Below are 17661 nucleotides of genomic sequence, written 5' to 3' on the forward strand. Positions count from 1 at the left end.
CGGTCAGTCTGTTTGTGGTGCGCGATTCTAGCGGATGCGGATTACCGGGGCAGTGCCGATCGGGATGGGGCCAAGAAACATACGCCCGTCTGACAGGCGCAGGGGCACGTCCAGCGTGTTTTCGTCCCCGGACAAACCCGCCACGAATTGCAGCGCGCCGGTGACGGTTGAGACAAGCTCTGGGGCAAGGGTGCCAGACGCGCGGGCAATTTCGATCATCTGGCGCCAGTTGCGGGCTTTCACCGTCACGTTCCCGGTTGGTATACCTTGAGCATCGACATCAACTTCGCCCGCCAACCAAAGCTCCAGCTCGCCCCATTTTGCCTTCATCTCGTTCAGGTCAATATACGAGATTTGTGGCCGAGCTGTTTCGATGGCTGCACGGTCCCATGGCGCGGTGAAATCCACATTGGCTCTGAGCGTGATACCTTCGAAGACGGGGGGCAGAAGGTCATTCGCGTCCAGTGACTGGACGAAAGACGAAGCAGGGGTCAGGTTTGTCGCCTCGAAATAAATCTCGTGCCGGTTGTTACCGTTCTCCAGTCGGCGGGTCGCCAGTTGGCCGCGCTCCATTGAAGATGTCCATCCGGCGGTCGAGGACATCGTGATATCCGCCAGAACGATTGAGCTGCGTTCCAGGCTCAGGTCAGCTGTCGGGGCCACTATGATAGAGCCTTTGACGTCGCTGCCTGAGAACTCGACCCGTTGTTCGGGAGTGGCGATGACTTGCGTGCCGGGCCAAACAGCGACGACGTGATTGGGCTTGTAGGACAAGGCGAGAATTTGAAATTCAGGAGCAACCCAGGACAAGCCGGTGTTGGGGTCAGCCAGCTCCAGGTCGGTGAAGATCGTGTCGAAACGGTTGGGAAATCCGCGAGTCGCGATATCCGCAGCCTCGGCGACCCAGCCATCGGCTTGTCGGTCTGCGACCCATGCCGCAAACGCGCGTTCGGTGGCACTTGACCCGACATACCAATACCCGCCCCACAGGCTTGCCAATACCAAGGCTATCACGATCAATCTGTGCATCACTCTTTCCTCTTGCCGCTTTGCGTGCATATTGGCGTATTTAAAGTGACACGTGGTTAAGAGCGAGTGAAATGAGCACACAGGATCTTTGGGTTTTCGGGTATGGCTCGTTGATGTGGAACCCGGGCTTCGATCACACCGAGGCGGTGGTCGCGACGCTTCCTGGCTATCATCGCAGTTTTTGTATGCGGTCGATCCATCATCGCGGGACCGAGGATGCGCCGGGACTTGTGCTGGCGCTGGACGAAATGGATGGCGCGTGCTGCCAGGGGTTGGCGTTTCGTGCCTGCCCGAAAAGCCACAACAAAACGTTGGCCGAGCTGCGCGAGCGAGAGCTTGTGTCGTCCGCTTATCTGGAAAAGCGGTTGAAAATCGTTCTTCAGGACGGGCGCGAGGTCGAGGCAGTCACATATGTGATCGACCCCGATCATGTTCAATACTGCCAGATCGCGCTTGATGAACAGGCACAGATCATTGCGCGGGCGGTTGGTGGACGGGGGCCGAATACCGAATATCTTTACAACACCGCTGCGCATCTGGCCGATTTGGGCATCGAGGATCAGGACCTGAACTGGCTGTCGCAGACCGTGCGCGCGATGGTGAACCCCTAGCCCGCAGACAAGGCTTGGCACCTGCACCGCTTGCGCCTATCCTGTGCGCAACAACAATGGCGACAAGGAATATCCCGCATGGATCAGCTGGATCGCGGGACGCTGACTGCGCCCAAAAAACGAGGGGCCGAGCCGTCTTTCACCCATCCGATCCGCCAGATCTTCGTGATGCTGGTGGTGCTTGGGCTGGTCGGGTTTGGCGTGTTCATCGCCCTTCCACGTGTGCTGCCCGTCTTTCAGGCGAACTTGTACCTGAACGGCTTTATCCTGTTTGTCTTCGTGATCGGGTTGTTGGCCTGTTTCTGGCAAGTCTGGCAGGTGTTTTCCTCTGTTGGTTGGATAGAAGGCTATGTGCAGGAACGGGATGGGCACGACCCGGATCGCGCGCCGCGTTTGCTGGCGTCCCTTGCAGCGCTTTTTCGGTCGAACCGTGGGACGCATTTGCAGATCGGTGCGGCCTCGGCCCGGTCGATCCTTGACAGTATCGCGACGCGGATTGACGAAGCACGCGACATTACGCGCTATATCGTCAACCTGCTGATTTTCCTTGGCCTTCTTGGCACCTTCTATGGTTTGGCAACCACTGTTCCGGCGGTGGTCGAAACCATCCGCTCGCTTGCGCCGGGCGAAGGGGAGGGCGGGGTTGAAGTGTTCAACCGCCTGATGACCGGGTTGGAAGCGCAGTTGGGCGGCATGGGCACTGCGTTCTCATCCTCGCTTTTGGGACTTGCCGGGTCTCTTGTGGTGGGCCTGCTGGAGCTGTTTGCGGGCCATGGCCAAAACAGGTTTTACCGAGAGCTTGAGGAATGGTTGTCCACCATCACCAAGATCAGCTTCGCCTCTGGTGACGGAGAGGCAGAGGGCGCGGATGCAGGGGTTTATCTTGGCGTTCTGGCTGAGCAGATCGAAGCGATGCAGTCCTTGTTCACACACAGCGATGTGCAACGCACAATGTTGGATGAACGGCTGGGGCAGTTGGCCGAAAAGCTCGAAACGCTTTCGACCCATCTGGGACAGGACAACGGGCAGGGCGAGGCGCTGACCCGACTGGCCGAGGGGCAGGAAAGGTTGATCGTGACCTTGCAGGCGCAGCATGAAGAAGCCGAGGCACAGACCGATGCCGAAAGCCGCATGCGACTTCGGTCCATCGACGTGCAACTTTTGCGCATTCTGGAAGAAATGCAGGCGGGGCGGCAGGAAAGCCTGTCGGATCTGCGAAGCGATATGGCGACGCTGATCCACACCATTCGGATCGCTTCTGGTCAGGACGAGGCCTAAGCCATGGCCCTGACGCGTCGATCGGTTCAAAGGATGAGCAGCTCGATCTGGCCCGGTTTTGTTGACGCGATGACCGCGCTGTTGCTGGTTCTGATGTTCGTCTTGACGATTTTCATGATCGTGCAATTTATTCTTCGCGAAACAATCTCGGGGCAGGCGGATGAGTTGGACGAGCTGTCCAGTCAGGTTGCGGGGTTGGCCGATGCGCTGGGGTTGGAGCGATCGCGCACGGCGGAACTGGAAGGAGAACTGGGCAGTCTGAACGCGACCTTGGCAGAGGCGCGCTCGGTGTCCGAGGCGCAGGCGGCCCTGATCGCGCAACTGACCGCCCAGACCGAAGCACAAGCTGGTGAACTGGCCACCCAATCCGCGAAGATCACCAGTTTCGAAGCGCAGGTGGCCACGTTGTTGGCAGAGCGGGATCAGGCGCTGGCAGAAGGGTCGGCCCTGAGCGCCACGGTCGAGGAGTTGGAAGCCGTGCAGGCCCGAATGATTTCCGAGCAAGAGGCGTTGACGCTGGCGTTGGCCAGGGCGCGGAACGAGGTGGACGCAAGCGCCGAGGCCGCCCGCCTGGCGGCGGCAAAACGCGAGGCGCTGGAAGCCTTGGTGGCCGATCTGGAAGCGAAGACGGATGAGCAAGCCGCCGCGTTGAACGAGGAAGAAGCAGGCCGGCTGGTCGAAGCTGCTGCCGCAGCGGCGTTGCGCGAACGTCTGCAATCCGCGGACGAGGAACTGACGGCCATGACCCTTGCGCTTGAGGTCGAGCGGAAGCGGGCGGACGAAACTCTGACCCTGTTGGCGGCAGCAAAGGCAGCGGGCGCAGACCTTGAAACCCGTCTGGCGACGGCACTGACGCAACTGGATGAGAGCAAAGAGGATTTGGCCGATCTGCCGGAACTGCGCGCGCAATTGCAAGCGGCGTTGGCCGCGCGACTGGCTGCGGAAAGCGAAGTAGAGGAGACATTGAGCGCGGCGGAAGAACGAGCGCGCCTGCTGGCGGCGGCAAATCTGGAACTGGCTGAAAAAGAGGCCGAAAGCGCCGAAAGCCAGCGCAGGATCGCGCTTTTGAATGAACAGGTTGCAGCACTGCGCACGCAATTGGGCAGCCTTCAGGCAATTCTTGACGAAGGCAACGCCCGAGATGCGGAGGCGCAGGTGCAAATTCAGAAGCTCGGGTCGGAGTTGAACGCGGCCCTTGCCCGCGTCGCGTCAGAGGAGCGCAAACGCGCCGCCTTGGAAGAGGCCGAGCGCAAGCGTTTGGAGGAGGAAGCGAAGGAGCTTGCCGCATATCGGTCCGAATTTTTTGGCAAGCTGAGACAGGTTCTGGCGGATCGTGAAGGGGTTCAGATCGTTGGCGACCGGTTCGTGTTTTCTTCAGAAGTGTTGTTCAGCAGCGCCGAGGCCGCATTGCAACCTGAAGGCAGGGCGCAGGTTGCCAAGGTCGCGGCTCTGTTATCCGAGGTGGCGGGTGAGATCCCGGATGAGATTGATTGGATCATCCGCGTTGATGGGCACACCGACAATGTGCCGCTGTCCGGCACCGGCCGTTATCGCAACAACTGGGAGCTAAGCCAGGCGCGGGCGTTGTCTGTTGTTCAGTATTTGATCAACGATCTGGGCTTTCCCCCTGAGCGGCTGGCCGCAACCGGGTTTGGGGAATATCGTCCGGTCAACACCGCAGACACGCCTGAAGCCCGCGCGCAGAACCGGCGGATCGAATTGAAACTGACCGAGCGATAACCCCCGCGCAGCAATCATGGACATAAGAAAAGGCCGCAGCAATCTGCGGCCTCTTCCTGTTTTATATGGTCCGGCTGGTGTCAGTCAGCAGTCAGCAAGGGCGGGCGCTTGCGCGACCCAAGCTGACGGTTCTTCGGTTTCTCGAACCGAATATCCAGCTTGCCGTTTTTGACGCCGACTTGAACCAACCCGCCTTTGGCCAGCTTGCCAAACAGAAGTTCTTCGGCCAGCGGCTTCTTGATGTGTTCCTGAATGACACGACCCAACGGGCGGGCGCCCATCCGGTCGTCATAGCCCTTGTCGGCAATCCATTCGGCGGCGGCACGGGTCAGTTCAATACTGACACCGCGATCCAGAAGCTGGGCTTCCAGTTGCAGCACGAATTTCTCGACCACTTGCAGGATCACCTCTTTGCCCAATGGCGCGAAGCTGATCACCGCATCCAGACGGTTGCGGAATTCCGGCGTGAATGTGCGTTCGATGGCGGCGGTGTCTTCGCCTTCGCGACGGTCACGCCCGAAGCCGATGGCTGACTTGGCCTGTTCCGCGGCACCCGCGTTCGATGTCATGATCAACACCACATTGCGGAAGCTGACAGTGCGCCCGTTATGGTCGGTCAACTCGCCGTGGTCCATGACCTGCAACAGGATGTTATACACATCCGGGTGCGCTTTCTCGATCTCGTCCAGCAGCAATACGCAGTGGGGGTGCTGATCGACACCATCGGTCAAAAGACCACCTTGGTCGAACCCGACATAACCCGGAGGTGCACCGATCAGGCGTGAGACGGCGTGTTTCTCCATGTATTCCGACATGTCAAAGCGCAGCAGTTCGACACCCAGATTGTCGGCCAATTGCTTTGCCACCTCGGTCTTGCCCACTCCCGTGGGGCCGGCGAACAGGTAGTTGCCGATGGGTTTTTCGGGTTCGCGCAAGCCCGCGCGCGCCAGTTTGATGGCCGAGGCCAGCGATTCAATCGCGTTGTCCTGCCCGAACACAACCCGTTTCAGCGACTTCTCCAGATCGCGGAGTGTTTCCGCGTCATCTTTCGACACGCTTTTCGGCGGGATGCGGGCGATCTTGGCAACAACGGCCTCGATCTCCTTCACGCCAATCGTCTTGCGACGCTTGCTTTGTATCAGAAGATGCTGGGCTGCCCCGGCTTCGTCGATCACGTCGATGGCTTTATCCGGCAATTTGCGGTCGTTGACATAGCGATCTGACAACTCAACCGCGGATTTGATCGCATCCGCAGTGTATTTCACGCCGTGATGTTCTTCAAAATACGGCTTTAACCCTTTCAGGATTTTCACCGCATCATCGACGGTGGGTTCGTTCACGTCGATCTTCTGGAACCGGCGGGAAAGTGCTCGGTCCTTCTCGAAATGCTGGCGGAATTCCTTATAGGTGGTCGACCCCATGCAGCGCAGCTTGCCGCCCTGTAGGGCGGGCTTCAGCAGGTTCGAGGCATCCATCGCCCCGCCCGAAGTGGCGCCTGCACCGATCACGGTGTGAATCTCGTCGATAAACAAGACGGCGTCAGGGTGATCTTCCAGCTCTTTCATCACCGCTTTCAGACGCTCTTCAAAGTCACCGCGATAGCGGGTGCCTGCCAGCAATGCGCCCATATCGAGTGAATAGATCGTTGTTTTCGACAGGATCTCGGGCGTTTCGCCGCCCACGACCTTGGCGGCCAGACCCTCGGCAATCGCGGTTTTTCCGACGCCTGGATCACCCACCAGAAGCGGGTTATTCTTGCGGCGACGGCAGAGCACCTGAATGCAGCGCTCAACTTCGTGTTCGCGCCCGATCAGCGGGTCAATCTCACCCTCGCGTGCCTTGGCATTCAGATCGACGCAATACTTCGCCAGCGCACTGTCGTTTTCTTCGGCCGGTTGGGCGTCCTGCACGTCTTCTTCGAAGTCAGGCGTCCCGGAAACCGGTCGCGCTTCGCCAAAGTTCGAATCCTTGGCCACGCCGTGGGCAATGTAGTTTACGGCGTCGTAACGGGTCATGTCCTGCTCTTGCAGGAAGAAGGCGGCATTCGATTCGCGTTCGGCGAAAATGGCCACCAGCACGTTGGCGCCGGTGACTTCGGTGCGGCCCGAGCTTTGAACATGGATCGCTGCACGCTGAATCACACGTTGGAAGGCAGCGGTTGGCACGGCCTCGCTGCCTTCGACATCGGTGATCAGGGTTGTCAGTTCTTCATCGACAAACTCGACCAGCACCTTGCGCAGAATGTCCAGATCGACCGAACAGGCCTGCATTACGCGGGCGGCATCGGGTTCGTCCAGCAGCGCGAGAAGCAGGTGTTCCAGCGTTGCCAACTCGTGCTTGCGCTCATTCGCCAGCGCCAGCGCGTGGTGAATGGCTTCTTCGAGCGGTTTTGAAAAGGATGGCACGTTGAACACTCCTCGTAATTGGTGCGGGATCTGCCGCTTGACGGTTCGTCCGCCTTTACTGTCGCCTCATATCTTTAAGGTTCGGTTTTCCGACCGTCTCTTCAAGCCTTTTCTTGTCAATTTTCGCTCTCGGAGGCGTGATTGGCTGAATTTTGGGGTTAGAAACTGTCTTTGCGACGCCGGATTTCGGCGAACACCTCGGCGTCTGGGGCGGTTTCCATATGTAGGGCGGCTTTCACCTCTGACAAGTGGGCGCGTAAAAACGGGTTGGTTTCAAGCTCGTCAGACAGGCGGGACGGCACCGTGGGCTGACCGCTTGCCCGCAGGGCGGCGATGTCATCTGTGCGTCTTTTCAGAGCGCTGTTGTCCGGTTCGATCGTCGCCGCAAAAGCCGCGTTCGCGGTCGTGTATTCATGGCCCGAACAGACCAGCGTTTCAGGTGGCAGTGCCGCAAGGCGCGACAGGCTGTCCCACATCTGTTCAGCTGTACCTTCGAACAGACGGCCACATCCCATCGCCATCAGGCTGTCGCCGGTAAACACTGATCCGGCGTCGGGGACGTGAAAGGCGATATGGCCCGCTGTGTGTCCTGACACATCCATCACATGCACATCGTGCCCGGCGAAGTGAAACTGATCGTCGTCGCCATAGGCACGGTCCAGATCGGGCAGGCGGTGGGCGTCAGCTATTGCGCCCACAACCTTGGCACCGGTCGCCTCCACAAGGTCAGCAACCCCTTGAACGTGGTCCCAATGGTGATGGGTCAGCCAGATTTCCGACAGTGTCCAGTCACGCGCTGCCAGCGCTGCGCTGATGGGGGCGGCTTCGGGTGCATCAATCAGCGAGGTTTGGCCAGATTTCTCGTCATGCAGCAGGAATGCGTAATTGTCGGAAAGGCAGGGTATCGTGACAAGCGTCAGCATGTGTTTCTCCTGTGTTCATCTCTACTCTTGCCGAAAGGTGTGGAAGGCTCAATACTACCACCATACTGGGGGTTCTGATGGCTGGTGAAAAGCCACATTCGATTGCGGAGACGCGCAACGACGGACGGTTGTCCGCGCCCTCTGCTGCGCGCAACATTTCCCCAATCCTGGAAGTCATTGGACCCTATGTGCCATCCGGTGGCGTCGCGCTTGAGATTGCGTCGGGCACCGGTGAACATGCCGTCGCCTTCGCAGATGCGTTTCCCGAAACCATCTGGCAGCCCACGGATATTGATGCCGAGCGTCTGATCAGCATCGATGCGTGGCGCGCCAGGAAAGGGATCTTGAACATGCGAGTCGCGCAGGTTCTGGATGCGACCGCCCCCAGTTGGCGCACCGGCCCGTTCGAGATGGCAGTGACGGTAAACCTGATGCACCTGATCAACGCCAAGGCCGCGCAAGCTGTGGTCAATGGCGTGGCGCGCAATCTTTTGCCCGGTGGGCACTGGTTTCTTTACGGCCCTTTTCGCACGCAGGGTCTGTTCCGGTCCGATAGTGACCAGGCATTCCATGCCGCGCTGACCGAACAGAATCCCGACATCGGCTACAAGGATATCGAGGCGATTGAAGCGTGGGCGACCGAGGCTGGCCTGTCGCGCGCCGCGTTGATCGAGATGCCGGCAAACAATCTGGTGCTGGTGATGCGCCAAACACGAGAGTGAGCGATCTTTTTTCGTGATCCTGACCGGTGTCGCATTTCTTTTTGTGACTGATCCGTTAGTCTTGGCGCAGTGAAAACGGGCAGGTGACAAAAGGCGTCATGCATCTTGATGTGCAGGATCTTCGCAACTTCTATTATCGCAGCATGTTGGGACGTGCGGCGCAAAAGGCGATCCGTGACAAGGTGATAACGACGTGGCCTGCCGCCAAGGCCAAGGGGCAGACCGTGGCCGGGTTCGGCTTTGCGGTGCCTTTATTGCGACCGTATCTTTCATCTGCGCGCCGCGTGATGGGCCTGATGCCCGCCCCCCAAGGGGTTATGCCTTGGCCTGCGGGGATGCAGAATGTCTCGGTCCTGGTCGAAGATACGATGTGGCCGTTGGACACCGGTGTTGTCGACAAACTGGTGGTGATGCACGGGTTGGAAACTTCGGAGACGCCGAGCTTTCTTTTGGACGAAGCCTATCGCGTTCTCGGCCCTGGCGGTCGGGCGCTGTTCATCACGCCCAATCGTGCCGGGCTTTGGGCACGTTCAGATGCCACCCCGTTTGGCTATGGCCGCCCCTATTCGATGAGCCAGCTCGAAGCCCAGTTGGAAGAGCACGGGTTTCGTGTCGAACGCCACTTGTCGGCGCTGTATCAGCCGCCCTCTTCGAAACGTTTCTGGCTCAAGACGGGAAGTTTCTGGGAACGGGCGGGGCTGCAACTGCCGCTGGTGTTGGCGGGGGGGGTTCTGATGGTCGAGGTGTCCAAGCAAATTCCTGCCCCAAAACGGCCGGGACTGGCGCAGGCCGTGAAGCGACCTTTGAAGGTGCTTGAAGGGCTTGGCGTGCCCGAGCCAAGTGCCTCACGAGTGCAGGACGCGAGCCGCTCAGGCCCATTTCGCAGCGGCAGAATCATTCGTTTCGATCTCCGCTGATGTGGCCAGGGTCGCCCGTCCCGCAAAGACGCCACCGGAATCGGCTTTCACGGTATACAAATGTATCCAGAAAACATGTTGCCTAGTGCACACAGGCTACAACCCTTTTTTCCCTTAGGTGAAAGGGTCTGGATGAAATAAGTTCACCAGATCGGCCAAAGGGGGCGAATATGTTGGCGTTAAAACCCCGCAAGCCTGTTGCGAGGTGAGCATATCCCTGCTACATGCAGCGACGATTTAGATGACACGCTTGTACATGCGGCATCTGTAGGCCGCCCCGATTTGCTGACCGGCAGATCACAATGGGGCTAAAGACATCGGAAGGGTGGACGTGTCCGAACCAGTCGCGATCTCAACCGGCATTGCCCAGCGTTATGCCACTGCCGTCTTTGACCTGGCCAAGGAAGGCAAGAACCTGAAAGCAGTCGAGGCGGATGTTGCCGCCCTTGAAGCTGCTCTCGCCGACAGCGAAGACCTTCGCAACCTGATCAGTTCCCCTATCTATAGCCGGGACGAGCAGGGTGCCTCGATCACCGCTATCGCCAAGAAGATGAAACTTTCGTCGATGGTCGCGAACACGCTGGGGCTGATGGCCCAGAAACGGCGTTTGTTCGTGCTGCCTCAGTTCGTGGCCGCCATGCGCGCGCTGATCGCTGAGGACAAGGGCGAGGTGACCGCACAGGTGACCGCCGCCAAATCCATGACCAAGGCTCAACAAGACAAACTTGCCAAGGCTTTGAAAGCCACCATTGGCAAGGATGTGAACATCAACCTGGCCGTCGATGAATCGCTCATCGGTGGTCTTGTCGTCCAAGTGGGCTCGCGCATGATCGACACGTCGATCCGAGCGAAGCTCAACGCACTTCAGAATTCCATGAAAGAGGTCGGATAATGGGTATCCAAGCAGCAGAGATTTCTGCGATCCTGAAGGACCAGATCAAGAACTTTGGCCAAGACGCCGAAGTGGCCGAAGTTGGCCGCGTGTTGTCAGTGGGTGATGGTATCGCTCGCGTATATGGTCTTGATAAGGTCCAGGCTGGTGAAATGGTCGAATTCCCCGGTGGCATCCGCGGAATGGCCCTGAACCTTGAAGCCGACAACGTTGGTGTTGTTATCTTCGGTTCGGACCGCGACATTAAAGAAGGCGACACCGTCAAGCGCACGAACTCGATCGTGGACGTGCCAATCGGTGACGAGCTTCTGGGGCGCGTTGTCGACGGTCTGGGCAACCCGATCGATGGCAAAGGTCCGATCAACGCCAAGAAACGCGGCGTGGCCGACGTGAAGGCGCCGGGCATCATCCCGCGTAAATCGGTTCACGAACCGATGGCAACCGGCCTGAAATCGGTTGATGCGATGATCCCGATCGGCCGCGGCCAGCGAGAGCTGATCATTGGCGACCGCCAAACCGGTAAAACCGCCGTGGCGCTGGACGCGATTCTGAACCAGAAATCGTATAACGACGCGGCTGGCGACGACGAAGGCAAGAAACTGTACTGCGTTTATGTTGCCATCGGTCAGAAGCGTTCGACCGTTGCACAACTGGTGAAGAAACTGGAAGAAAGCGGCGCGATCGAGTATTCGATCGTCGTGGCGGCAACCGCATCCGACCCGGCCCCCATGCAGTTCCTGGCACCTTACGCCGCGACCGCTATGGCCGAACATTTCCGCGACAACGGTCGTCACGCCCTGATCATCTATGATGACCTTTCGAAACAGGCCGTATCTTATCGCCAGATGTCACTGCTTCTGCGCCGCCCGCCGGGCCGCGAAGCCTATCCGGGTGACGTTTTCTATCTTCACTCGCGCCTTTTGGAGCGTTCGGCCAAGCTGAACGAAGACTACGGTGCCGGTTCCTTGACCGCGCTGCCGGTGATCGAAACCCAGGGTGGCGACGTGTCCGCATTTATTCCGACCAACGTGATCTCGATCACCGACGGTCAGATCTTCCTGGAAACCGAGCTGTTCTATCAGGGTATCCGTCCCGCTGTGAATACCGGTCTTTCGGTGTCGCGTGTTGGCTCGTCGGCGCAAACCAAGGCGATGTCCTCGGTTGCCGGTCCGGTGAAACTGTCGCTGGCTCAGTATCGCGAGATGGCGGCCTTTGCCCAGTTTGGCTCTGACCTTGATGCCGCAACCCAACAACTTCTGAACCGTGGTGCGCGTCTGACCGAACTGATGAAACAGCCGCAGTATTCGCCGCTGACCAACGCTGAAATCGTGTGCGTGATTTATGCAGGCACCAACGGCTATCTGGACAAGATCGCGGTCAGCGAAGTCGGTCGCTTTGAGGCAGGCCTGCTGAACCACCTGCGTCAGAACAACGCCGATCTGCTTGCCGATATCACCAACAATGACCGCAAGGTCAAAGGTGAGCTTGAGGATAAAGTCAAAGCTGCGCTGGATGCGTTCGCCGCTGACTTCGCTTAAGGGGGCGTTGAACGATGCCCAACCTTAAGGACCTCAAAAATCGGATCGAGAGTGTCAAGAACACTCGGAAGATCACGAAGGCCATGCAGATGGTGGCCGCCGCAAAACTGCGGCGGGCACAAGACGCCGCTGAATCAGGTCGGCCCTATGCAGAACGGTTCAATGCCGTTTTGGGTGGGTTGGCTGCTGCATCGACCGGTGGGGACAGCGCGCCCAAACTGCTTGCAGGCTCGGGTTCCGATCAGGTCCACCTGCTGGTGGTCATGACGGCCGAACGCGGGCTGTGCGGTGGCTTCAACTCGTCGATCGTGAAATTGGCCCGTGCCAAGGCGGAAGATCTGCTGGCACATGGCAAGACGATGAAGATTCTGACCGTCGGCAAGAAGGGCCGCGAACAACTGAAGCGTGAGTATGGCGATCACATGATCGGTCATGTGGATCTGTCGGGTGTGCGCAACGTCGGCTATGACAACGCGCAGGCTATTGCAAACGACCTGATCCATCGCTTCAACGAAGATGAGTTCGATGTGGCGACGATCTTCTACAACACGTTCGAAAGCGTGATCACGCAGGTTCCGACCGCGAAACAGGTTATCCCGGCCAGTTTCGACGCCCCGGAAGAGGGTGCAAGCGCGTCGACGGTTTACGACTATGAACCGTCGGAAGAAGGTATTCTGAAAACGCTGCTGCCTTCGGGCGTGGCCACTCAGGTCTTCTCGGCGCTTCTGGAGAATGCTGCGTCCGAGCAAGGTGCGCGGATGGCCGCGATGGACAACGCAACCCGCAACGCTGGCGACATGATCGAGAAGCTGACCATTCAGTATAACCGCTCGCGTCAGGCCGTGATCACCAACGAGCTTATCGAAATTATTTCGGGCGCCGAGGCGCTCTAAGAAACCGGAGAAACAACAATGGCTAACGCTAAAGGTAAGATCACCCAGGTGATTGGCGCCGTTGTGGACGTTCAATTCGGAGATGACCTTCCGGCCATTCTGAACGCCCTGACCACGGACAACAACGGCAACAAACTTGTTCTGGAGGTGGCGCAGCACCTTGGTGAAAACACCGTCCGCTGTATCGCTATGGACGCAACCGAAGGTCTGGTGCGCGGTCAGGATGTGACCGACACAGGAGCCCCGATTGCGGTGCCGGTCGGCAATGCGACCCTGGGCCGTATCCTGAACGTTATCGGCGAACCCGTTGATGAAAAGGGCCCGGTGAAGTCGAAAGACAGCCGCCCGATCCACGGTGATGCGCCCGCGTTTGACGAACAGTCGACGGAAACCGAAATTTTGACCACCGGCATCAAGGTCATCGACCTGCTGGCCCCTTATACCAAGGGTGGTAAAATTGGTCTGTTCGGCGGTGCCGGCGTTGGTAAAACCGTTCTGATCATGGAACTGATCAACAACATCGCAAAAGTGCACTCGGGTGTGTCCGTGTTTGCGGGTGTTGGCGAGCGGACCCGTGAAGGCAACGATCTGTATCACGAGATGATTGAATCGGGCGTTATCGTTCCCGACGATCTGGAAAAGTCGAAAATTGCGCTGGTTTATGGCCAGATGAACGAACCTCCCGGAGCACGTATGCGTGTGGCCCTGTCGGGTCTGACACTGGCGGAACAGTTCCGTGACGACACCGGTTCCGACGTTCTGTTCTTCGTCGATAACATCTTCCGCTTTACCCAAGCTGGTTCGGAAGTTTCGGCCCTTCTTGGCCGTATTCCTTCGGCGGTTGGTTATCAGCCGACGCTGGCCACCGACATGGGTGCCATGCAGGAACGTATTTCGTCGACCAAATCCGGGTCCATTACGTCCGTGCAGGCCGTGTATGTTCCCGCGGATGACTTGACCGACCCCGCACCCGCAACATCGTTTGCCCACCTTGACGCCACGACCGTTCTGGATCGTGCGATTTCGGAAAAAGGCATCTATCCGGCTGTGGACCCGCTGGGTTCGACCTCGCGCCTGCTTGACCCGCTGATCATCGGGGAAGAGCACTATAAGGTTGCAACCGATGTTCAGCAGGTGCTTCAGCGTTACAAGTCGCTGCAAGACATCATCGCCATCCTTGGCATGGACGAACTGTCGGAAGAAGACAAACTGACCGTTGCCCGTGCGCGCAAGATCGAACGCTTCCTGTCGCAGCCCTTCGACGTGGCGAAAGTGTTCACCGGCTCGGACGGTGTTCAGGTGCCGCTGGAAGAAACGATATCATCGTTCAAGGCCGTCGTGGCAGGCGAGTATGATCACCTGCCTGAAGGCGCCTTCTACATGGTTGGCGGTATCGACGAAGTGCTTGCCAAAGCCGAAAAAATGGCGGCTGACGCCGCTTAAGGAGGCCCACTAATGGCTGATACGATGCAATTCGACCTGGTGTCGCCCGAACGAAGCCTTGCTTCGCTTCAGGCGACGGCGGTCCAGCTGCCGGGCGCCGATGGCGATATGACGGCGATGCCGAACCACGCACCGACGATCACGACGTTGCGCCCCGGTATCGTTCGCGTCGAAGCGCCGGAAGGCAATGCCGAGTTTGCCGTGACCGGGGGCTTTGCCGAAGTCACCGCAACCGGCACCTCGGTTCTGGCCGAACGCGCTGTTCCGGTGGCCGAGATGACACAAGAGCTGTTGGACGGCTTCGTTTCTGACGCCGCCGCCGCGTCGGAAAATGCGACCACCGAAAACCTGGATGAACTGGCAAAGCGCACGGTAGATATTGCCGCGATGGCCAACGAGTTGGGATTGACGGTGAAAGCCTGATCCCGGCCTTCCCCCGGGAATACGAAAGCCCCGCTCGAAAAGGCGGGGCTTTTTACATTTGCACGTGCCAGGCAATCGCGGCACAGATAACCGCATGACTGCCAGCCGCACGACATCCAACCAAGCCGCCATATGGTTCATTCTGGCCACCATTCTGCTGGATGCGGTTGGCATTGGAATTGTGTTCCCGATCATGCCGGACCTGATGCTGCGTGTCGGGGCCACCGGCACCGCTGACGGAGCGTTCTGGGGCGGGATCCTGATGGCCTCGTATGCGGCGATGCAGTTCCTGTTTGCCCCCGTGATTGGCGGAATCTCGGACAGTCTGGGGCGCCGCCCGGTTCTGCTTCTGGCCTTGGTGGCGTTGACGATTGACTATGTGGTGATGGCCCTTGCGACGACCTTCTGGTGGTTGCTGATCGGGCGGGTTCTGGCAGGGATCGCGGGGGCGACCTATATCACCGCTACGGCCTACTTGGCTGACATTTCAAAGCCTGAGGAGCGGGCTGCGAATTTTGGGCTTATTGGCGCCACTTTCGGCATCGGCTTCGTAATGGGGCCTGCCATCGGTGGTTTCGTGGCCAGCTTGCATCTGACCGCGCCGTTCTGGCTGGCCGCCGCATTTGCCGGGTTGAACGTGCTCTTGGGTCTTTTTGTGCTGCCCGAAAGCCTTGTGCCTGAGAAACGCCGCGTCTTCCGGCGGCGCGACCTGAACCCCTTTGGCTCGATCCTTGATGCGTTCAAGCTGCCGGGGTTGGGATTGCCGCTTGTTCTGATCTTCCTGTTCGAGCTTGCCAATATGGTTTACCCGACCCTGTGGGCTTTCTGGACGCGCGAAATTTTTGGGTGGAGCGCGGCGCCGATCGGTTTAACGCTGGCGGCCTATGGTATCGCGGTCGCGGTTTCGCAGGGCGTCGTCATGCGGTTGTTGATCCCGCGTCTGGGCGAGTTTCGCACACTCATATTTTCGGTCATTTGTGCCATCGCGGCCTTTGCGATCTTCGGCATGACGGCGAGCGTATATGTAATGTTCGCCGCCATCCTGATTGCAGCGCTGGCCGATATGGCACCGCCGACCATGACCGCGATGATGGCCAATATGGTCGCCGAGGATCGCCAGGGGCTGTTGCAGGGGGTTATTGCCAGTCTCGGCTCCATCGCAGCGGTGATTGGACCAATGATGGTAACTTGGATATTCCAGATGTTTGCGGATGCTAAAGGTACGATTTACCTGCCCGGCGCACCCTTCCTGTTTTCCGGGGGCCTGGTCTTGATATTGTTTCCGTTTTTCCTGCGCCTTCGACGTTAGGCATGGCTTGCCAGTTGGGCGCGTTTGGGGTCTGCTGGCACGAAGAATATTTAACGGGGCCGTCGTCGATGCGCAGGATCAACACCCATATGGTCGGGGTGGACCAAGGCAGTATGATACTGTTTTCGGATTTCGAGCATGATGGCGAGATGTGGACCGGCAGCGGCGCACGAAAGCTTGTGACACCGGTCGGATTTTCGGAACACTTCCTAAGTCCACCATCGGTGCATGTCAGCGTGTCGATGTGGGATCTGGACAAACGCACCAACGCGCGGGCGGATATTGCAGCCGATGCGATTACGGAAACCGGCTTTCAGATCATTTTTCGCACATGGGGTGATACACGCGTCGCCCGGATGCGGGTGAATTGGACCGCCATCGGTGAGGTTCGCGGGGATGACGATTGGGACGTTTGACGGACCGTCAGCCACCAAGACCAAAGCCACCGAGGCCCTTTGTCGCGTGCAGCTATGAATACAGGTTCTCGTAAAGCGGTTCCAACGTGTCGTGGTCGAACAGCGATGACACAGATGTGCCACCCCAGATGTTCAAGGTCGCTTGCGCAAACATCGGTGCAGTTGGCACGATGCGAATGTTGGGTGTGTTTTTCACCGCATCGGTCGGCTGGATCGAATCCGTGATCACCAGCGACTTCATCACAGATTTAGATACCCGTTCGACCGCAGGGCCTGACATGACGCCGTGGGTGATATAGGCGTGCACCTCTTGTGCGCCGTTCTCGATCAGCACTTCGGCCGCTTTGCACAGCGTGCCGGCGGTGTCACAGATATCGTCGATGATGATGCAGCGTTTGCCTTCGACATTGCCGATCACTGTCATCTCGGCAATCTCACCGGCTTTTTCACGGCGCTTATCGACAATGGCCAGCGGTGCGTTGATCCGCTTGGCAAGCTCGCGGGCGCGTGCCACGCCGCCCACGTCCGGCGAGATCACCATGACTTCGTCCATGCAATCCTTGAAGTGATGTTTGACGTCCAAAGCGAAGATCGGGCTGGCGTAAAGGTTATCCACCGGGATGTCGAAGAAACCTTGAATCTGTGCTGCGTGCAGGTCCATGGTCAATACCCGTTCGATCCCCGAACCGGCGATCATGTTGGCGACCAGTTTGGCAGAAATCGGTGTGCGAGCTTTGGTGCGACGGTCCTGACGGGCATAGCCGAAATAAGGAATCACGGCGGTGACGCGCGACGCAGAAGATCGTCGCAACGTGTCCGAAATGATCAAAAGCTCCATCAGGTTGTCGTTGGCCGGATTCGAGGTCGACTGGATGATGAACATATCCTCGCCGCGCACGTTCTCAAAAACTTCGACAAAAATCTCGCCATCGTTGAATCGTTCTACGCGGGCATCGACCAAACCGACAGAGGATCCGCGATGCATCGACATGCGCTTGGCAACGGCTTCGGCAAGTGGCCGATTGGAGTTGCCCGAGATAAGTTTCGGTTCGGTGATGGATGGCATGGCAGCTGTTCCCGGCGTGGTCTGTGTGGCAGAATCGTGACGTTGACACCCCTTAA

16 protein-coding genes are annotated in these 17661 nt (G+C 58.6%); 12 read left to right on the forward strand and 4 right to left on the reverse strand.

From position 1 onward, the window contains the following. Positions 1-27 precede the first annotated feature (27 nt). A complete protein-coding gene (locus BMY55_RS04200; RefSeq protein WP_177179285.1) occupies positions 28-1029 on the reverse strand; it encodes a DUF2125 domain-containing protein in 1002 nt (333 codons plus the stop codon). A gap of 71 nt (positions 1030-1100) precedes the next feature. Between BMY55_RS04200 and BMY55_RS04205 the strand changes: the two genes are divergently transcribed. The 3 genes from BMY55_RS04205 (at position 1101) to BMY55_RS04215 (ending at position 4658) form a co-directional block, all read left to right on the forward strand. Continuing rightward, positions 1101-1640, forward strand: a complete 540-nt coding sequence (locus BMY55_RS04205; protein WP_091428576.1) for a gamma-glutamylcyclotransferase — start codon at positions 1101-1103, stop codon at positions 1638-1640. Between the two features lie 78 nt (positions 1641-1718). After that, positions 1719-2918, forward strand: a complete 1200-nt coding sequence (locus BMY55_RS04210) for a biopolymer transporter ExbB (RefSeq protein ID WP_091428578.1) — start codon at positions 1719-1721, stop codon at positions 2916-2918. Between the two features lie 3 nt (positions 2919-2921). Beyond that, a complete protein-coding gene (locus BMY55_RS04215) occupies positions 2922-4658 on the forward strand; it encodes a peptidoglycan -binding protein (RefSeq protein ID WP_091428580.1) in 1737 nt (578 codons plus the stop codon). An 80-nt stretch (positions 4659-4738) separates the two neighbouring features. Here BMY55_RS04215 and clpA read toward each other — a convergent pair whose 3' ends face one another. Together clpA and gloB are read right to left on the reverse strand one after the other, a co-directional pair. After that, the gene (gene clpA, locus BMY55_RS04220; protein ID WP_091432011.1) at positions 4739-7063 is read right to left on the reverse strand and encodes an ATP-dependent Clp protease ATP-binding subunit ClpA; all 2325 of its coding nucleotides are present in this window, start codon (positions 7061-7063) and stop codon (positions 4739-4741) included. 158 nt (positions 7064-7221) lie between these two features. Beyond that, entirely contained in the window at positions 7222-7986 is a 765-nt protein-coding gene (gene gloB / locus BMY55_RS04225) for a hydroxyacylglutathione hydrolase (protein ID WP_091428582.1), read from the reverse strand. Between the two features lie 77 nt (positions 7987-8063). On the opposite strand from gloB, the gene BMY55_RS04230 reads away from it, so the two are divergent. The 9 genes from BMY55_RS04230 (at position 8064) to BMY55_RS04270 (ending at position 16539) form a co-directional block, all read left to right on the forward strand. Next, on the forward strand, positions 8064-8708 hold the full coding sequence (locus BMY55_RS04230) for a DUF938 domain-containing protein (RefSeq protein WP_091428585.1): 645 nt from the start codon (positions 8064-8066) through the stop codon (positions 8706-8708). A gap of 98 nt (positions 8709-8806) precedes the next feature. Then, entirely contained in the window at positions 8807-9625 is an 819-nt protein-coding gene (locus BMY55_RS04235) for a class I SAM-dependent methyltransferase (protein WP_091428588.1), read from the forward strand. Positions 9626-9950: 325 nt separating this feature from the next. Further along, on the forward strand, positions 9951-10517 hold the full coding sequence (locus BMY55_RS04240) for a F0F1 ATP synthase subunit delta (protein ID WP_091428590.1): 567 nt from the start codon (positions 9951-9953) through the stop codon (positions 10515-10517). Further along, entirely contained in the window at positions 10517-12055 is a 1539-nt protein-coding gene (atpA, locus tag BMY55_RS04245; RefSeq protein WP_091428591.1) for a F0F1 ATP synthase subunit alpha, read from the forward strand. The genes BMY55_RS04240 and atpA overlap by 1 nt, the downstream gene beginning before the upstream one ends. A gap of 14 nt (positions 12056-12069) precedes the next feature. After that, the gene (locus BMY55_RS04250; protein WP_091428593.1) at positions 12070-12948 is read left to right on the forward strand and encodes a F0F1 ATP synthase subunit gamma; all 879 of its coding nucleotides are present in this window, start codon (positions 12070-12072) and stop codon (positions 12946-12948) included. Positions 12949-12966: 18 nt separating this feature from the next. Then, a complete protein-coding gene (gene atpD / locus BMY55_RS04255) occupies positions 12967-14391 on the forward strand; it encodes a F0F1 ATP synthase subunit beta (protein ID WP_091428594.1) in 1425 nt (474 codons plus the stop codon). 12 nt (positions 14392-14403) lie between these two features. After that, the gene (locus tag BMY55_RS04260) at positions 14404-14814 is read left to right on the forward strand and encodes a F0F1 ATP synthase subunit epsilon (protein WP_091428596.1); all 411 of its coding nucleotides are present in this window, start codon (positions 14404-14406) and stop codon (positions 14812-14814) included. Positions 14815-14908: 94 nt separating this feature from the next. Continuing rightward, complete coding sequence (locus BMY55_RS04265) at positions 14909-16123, forward strand: MFS transporter (protein WP_091428597.1); 1215 nt, start codon at positions 14909-14911, stop codon at positions 16121-16123. Between the two features lie 68 nt (positions 16124-16191). Continuing rightward, positions 16192-16539, forward strand: a complete 348-nt coding sequence (locus tag BMY55_RS04270) for an H-type lectin domain-containing protein (protein WP_091432013.1) — start codon at positions 16192-16194, stop codon at positions 16537-16539. A gap of 52 nt (positions 16540-16591) precedes the next feature. Here the strand turns inward: BMY55_RS04270 and BMY55_RS04275 are convergent, their stop codons facing one another. Continuing rightward, positions 16592-17605 (reverse strand): ribose-phosphate pyrophosphokinase, encoded by a 1014-nt coding sequence (locus BMY55_RS04275; protein ID WP_091428599.1) that lies wholly within the window; start codon positions 17603-17605, stop codon positions 16592-16594. Positions 17606-17661 lie beyond the last annotated feature (56 nt).

The sequence above is a fragment of the Aliiroseovarius sediminilitoris genome, from assembly GCF_900109955.1.
Lineage (GTDB): Bacteria > Pseudomonadota > Alphaproteobacteria > Rhodobacterales > Rhodobacteraceae > Aliiroseovarius > Aliiroseovarius sediminilitoris.

Coding starts and splice junctions, on each gene's coding strand:
- BMY55_RS04200 (WP_177179285.1), bottom strand. CDS start 1,029: ATGCACAGATTGATCGTGATAGCCTTGGTATTGGCAAGCCTGTGGGGC.
- BMY55_RS04205 (WP_091428576.1), top strand. CDS start 1,101: ATGAGCACACAGGATCTTTGGGTTTTCGGGTATGGCTCGTTGATGTGG.
- BMY55_RS04210 (WP_091428578.1), top strand. CDS start 1,719: ATGGATCAGCTGGATCGCGGGACGCTGACTGCGCCCAAAAAACGAGGG.
- BMY55_RS04215 (WP_091428580.1), top strand. CDS start 2,922: ATGGCCCTGACGCGTCGATCGGTTCAAAGGATGAGCAGCTCGATCTGG.
- gloB (WP_091428582.1), bottom strand. CDS start 7,986: ATGCTGACGCTTGTCACGATACCCTGCCTTTCCGACAATTACGCATTC.
- BMY55_RS04230 (WP_091428585.1), top strand. CDS start 8,064: ATGGCTGGTGAAAAGCCACATTCGATTGCGGAGACGCGCAACGACGGA.
- BMY55_RS04235 (WP_091428588.1), top strand. CDS start 8,807: ATGCATCTTGATGTGCAGGATCTTCGCAACTTCTATTATCGCAGCATG.
- atpA (WP_091428591.1), top strand. CDS start 10,517: ATGGGTATCCAAGCAGCAGAGATTTCTGCGATCCTGAAGGACCAGATC.
- BMY55_RS04250 (WP_091428593.1), top strand. CDS start 12,070: ATGCCCAACCTTAAGGACCTCAAAAATCGGATCGAGAGTGTCAAGAAC.
- atpD (WP_091428594.1), top strand. CDS start 12,967: ATGGCTAACGCTAAAGGTAAGATCACCCAGGTGATTGGCGCCGTTGTG.
- BMY55_RS04260 (WP_091428596.1), top strand. CDS start 14,404: ATGGCTGATACGATGCAATTCGACCTGGTGTCGCCCGAACGAAGCCTT.
- BMY55_RS04265 (WP_091428597.1), top strand. CDS start 14,909: ATGACTGCCAGCCGCACGACATCCAACCAAGCCGCCATATGGTTCATT.
- BMY55_RS04270 (WP_091432013.1), top strand. CDS start 16,192: ATGCGCAGGATCAACACCCATATGGTCGGGGTGGACCAAGGCAGTATG.
- BMY55_RS04275 (WP_091428599.1), bottom strand. CDS start 17,605: ATGCCATCCATCACCGAACCGAAACTTATCTCGGGCAACTCCAATCGG.